The sequence below is a fragment of the Cellulomonas citrea genome (genome assembly GCF_009829685.1).
GTDB lineage: Bacteria > Actinomycetota > Actinomycetes > Actinomycetales > Cellulomonadaceae > Cellulomonas > Cellulomonas citrea.
This window is the reverse complement of the sequence record NZ_VWSD01000218.1, coordinates 1-3,331: the sequence shown is the minus strand read 5'-3', so window position 1 is coordinate 3,331 and position 3,331 is coordinate 1. Positions and strand designations below refer to the sequence as shown.

Annotated in this window: 3 protein-coding genes; all 3 read right to left on the bottom strand. The window is 71.1% G+C overall.

Annotated elements, in window-relative coordinates:
• Positions 1-920 (bottom strand): MCP four helix bundle domain-containing protein (locus F2B26_RS15250; RefSeq protein ID WP_159810812.1); only part of this gene is annotated, 920 nt, incomplete at its 3' end.
• Positions 921-1,072: 152 nt separating this feature from the next.
• Positions 1,073-1,486, bottom strand: coding sequence for a chemotaxis protein CheW (locus tag F2B26_RS15245; RefSeq protein WP_159810810.1), 414 nt, complete (start codon positions 1,484-1,486; stop codon positions 1,073-1,075).
• The coding region (locus F2B26_RS15240) for a chemotaxis protein CheA (RefSeq protein ID WP_159810808.1) at positions 1,483-3,331 on the bottom strand (1,849 nt) is incomplete at its 5' end. The genes F2B26_RS15240 and F2B26_RS15245, both read right to left, overlap by 4 nt.

Here is a 3,331-nt window from a genome sequence, read left to right as displayed (position 1 = left end):
TGCTCAGCAGCAGCAGCCACCACACCCGCCTGCGCGCTCGTCTCCTCCGAACCAGACGCCACCTGCGCACCCGCAGCCGACAGCTCCTCCGCAGAAGCAGCCACCGCAGCAGCCGTCGTCACCACCGTCTCAATCACCCCACGCACCTGCTCCTGCGCACGAGCGAGGTTCTCGGCCATCTGCCCCAGCTCGTCGCGCTCCTTCACCTGCGGGGTCCGCGTCAGATCACCGGCAGCCAGTGCCTCGATCGACGAGTTCATCTCGTTCACCGCACGCTTGATCGACCGGATGACGTACAAGGCCATCGCCATCACCGCCGCGATGGCGACCGACAGCACGATCCACAGCAGCCACGTCGCGCTGCGCGCAATGGCGGTACCGGCATCGTTGAGGTCGCTCGACGCCTGGGCCTGCAGCTCGGCCTCGGACGCGAGGGCGTCGTTGAGCGAGGTGACGGTGGCCCGCATGTCGCCGACCGTCAGCGCGCGCGCGGTGGCCATGTCACCGGCCTGCACGGCCGACTCGACCTTCCCGACCGAGTCCAGGTAGCTCGCCAGGTTGGTCTTGATGGCGTCCGTGTTGGCCTGGTCCCGCACCGAGGGCAGGTAGGTGTTGATCGCGTCCTGCGTCGCGCCCTTCTGGGTGTCGAGCTCGGCGATCGCCTTGGCCTGGTCGGCCGGCTCCCAGGAGGGCAGCCCCGTCACGAAGGCGCGCAGCCGGCCGACCTGACGGGTGGCCTTGACGAGATCGTCCATGGGGACCGAGCTCTGCTTGTACATCACGTCCTGCTCGTCGCTGAGGCTCCACAGGCGGACGGTGGCCAGCGCCGTGAGGCCCACGGCGACAGCGGCGAACAGGCCGAGCAGCGTGCCGATCTTGACGGCCAGAGGCAGATCGTTGAAAGAAGTGCGGCGGGTCATCTCGAGCTTCCCTTCGGGAACGCAGCAACCGGCACTGGGGGGGGAGGCCGGGTCGTGCTCCAGGAGCGAGGCGCTCGTCAGCGAGCGAGGTTCAGCGTCGTGGTTGTCCGGCCACGACCGCGAACCACCTCATTCCGTGGACTGAATGCGGGTCACGCCACTGCTCGGTCGACGTCGAGCACGAGCAGCAACCTGTCATCGAGCTTGTGCGCACCCACGACGAGCGAGCGCATCTGCGCCTCGAGGGTGTCCGGTGGCGGTGCGAAGGAGTCGGCGTCGGCATCCACGACGTCGCCGATCTCGTCGACGAGCAGGCTGACGGCCTCGTCGTCCACGCGGACCACGACCATCATCGGCTCGATGCCGTCCTCGCGGGGCGCCAGTGCGAGCCTGGTGCGCAGGTCGACCGTGAGGACCACCTGGCCACGCAGGTTGACCAGACCGGCCACCGTCTGAGGCGCCAACGGCACCCGGGTGCGGGTGTGCGACCGCAGCGCCTCCTGCACCCGGAGCACGTCGACCCCGTACAGGTCGCCGTCCAGCGTGAACGTCACGTACTGGCTCATCGGTTCGCTCCTACCAGCTCGGAGAACACGGCATCGACGTCGTCCTGGTCGCCGCGCTCGTCGTAGAACGTCGGGTCGACCGCAAGGATCGCGGCCTGCACGTCGAGCAGCTCGGTGACCCGACCGCCCAGCACCGTGGACCCGAGCAGGCCGGAGTCCTCGACGTCGGAGTGCTCGTGCACGTGGTCGTCGACGATGTCGAGGATCTCGTCCACCACCAGCCCGACGCTGCGGCCGGCCCGGGAGTACACGACGACGAGCAGCTCGTCGCCGTCCGGTTCGCCCATCGCACCCAGCAGGTGACCCAGCCGCATGAGCGGCAGGATCGTGTCGCGGTACTGGACGACCTCGCGGCCTCCCACCAGCTCCAGATCGGCCGTGCGCAGGTGCTCCAACCGGGCCACCGAGGCAAGCGGCATCGCCACCCGCCGACCGGCGCCGACCCCGACGACGAGCACCTGCTCGGTCTCGTCGGCGCCCGCGTTGGCGGCCGCGAGCAGGTCGTTGGCCTGCTCGAGGGGCTCACCCGGCAGGGCGCGACGGGCGATGGCCTGCACGTCGAGGATGAGCGCCACCCGGCCGTCGCCGAGCACGGTGGCACCGGCGTACACGCCGATCGCCTTGAGCCGTGCGGACAGCGGCTTGACCACGATCTCCTCGGTGTTGAGCACCTGGTCGACCAGCAGCCCGAACCGACGCCCGTCGGCCTGGACCACGGCGATCACCGTGGTCTCACCGGCGTCGTCGGCCGGCAGGGCCAGCGCCTCGCGGAGCCCGACCAGCGGCAGCAGCTCCCCGCGCAGCCGGTACACCGGGGCGGCGTGCACGTGCTCGATGCCGCCCGAACCACGGCTGGAGTCCAGCGCGACCAGCTCGAGCAGGTTGACCTGGGGGACGGCGTACAGGTCGCCGGCGCAGGCCACCGTGAGCGTCGGCATGATGGCCAGCGTCAGCGGGATCCGCAGCCGCCAGACCGTGCCCTTGCCCAGCACCGACTCGACGTCGACGGTGCCGCCGATGCCCTCGATCTTGGTGCGCACGACGTCCATGCCGACCCCGCGGCCGGACACCTTGGTGACCTTCTCGGCGGTGGAGAAGCCGGGCAGGAAGAGCAGCTGCAGCAGGTCGGCCGGGCTCATGCCCGCCACCTGCGCCTCGGTCCTGACCCCGCGGGCGACGGCCGCCTCGGCGACCTTCTGCGGGTCGATGCCGCGGCCGTCGTCGGCCACCTCGACGACCACCTGGCCGCCGGCGTGGTACGCCCGCAACGACAGGACGCCCTTGGCGGGCTTGCCGGCGGCGACCCGCACGTCGGCGGGCTCGACACCGTGGTCGACCGCGTTGCGCACGAGGTGGGTGAGCGGGTCCTTGACCGCCTCCAGCAGGCTGCGGTCGAGCTCGGTCTCCTTGCCGGTCATCTCCAGCACGACCTCGCGGCCGCAGGCGGCGGCCAGGTCGCGCACGACGCGCGGCATCTTGGACCACACGTGCTCGATGGGCTGCATGCGCGTCTTCATGACGCCCTCCTGCAGCTCACCGGCGATGAGGTTGAGGCGCTGCGAGGCCCGGACCAGCTCGGCCTCCTCGGAGCCCTGGGCCAGCCGGGTGATCTGGTTGCGGGCCAGCACGAGCTCGCCGACCTGCCGCATGAGCGAGTCGAGGACCTCCACATCCACCCGGATCGACGTCTCGTTGGCCCCGCGGGAGGTGCCGACCGGGGCCTCCTCCGTCGGAGTCACCGGGGCCGGCTTCGGTGCCGGGGCCGCAGGCGGGGCCTGCTCGCCGACCGGTCCCTGCCGCTGACCGGGCACGGCCGCACCGGCAGCGGGGGCGACGGGCTGGTCG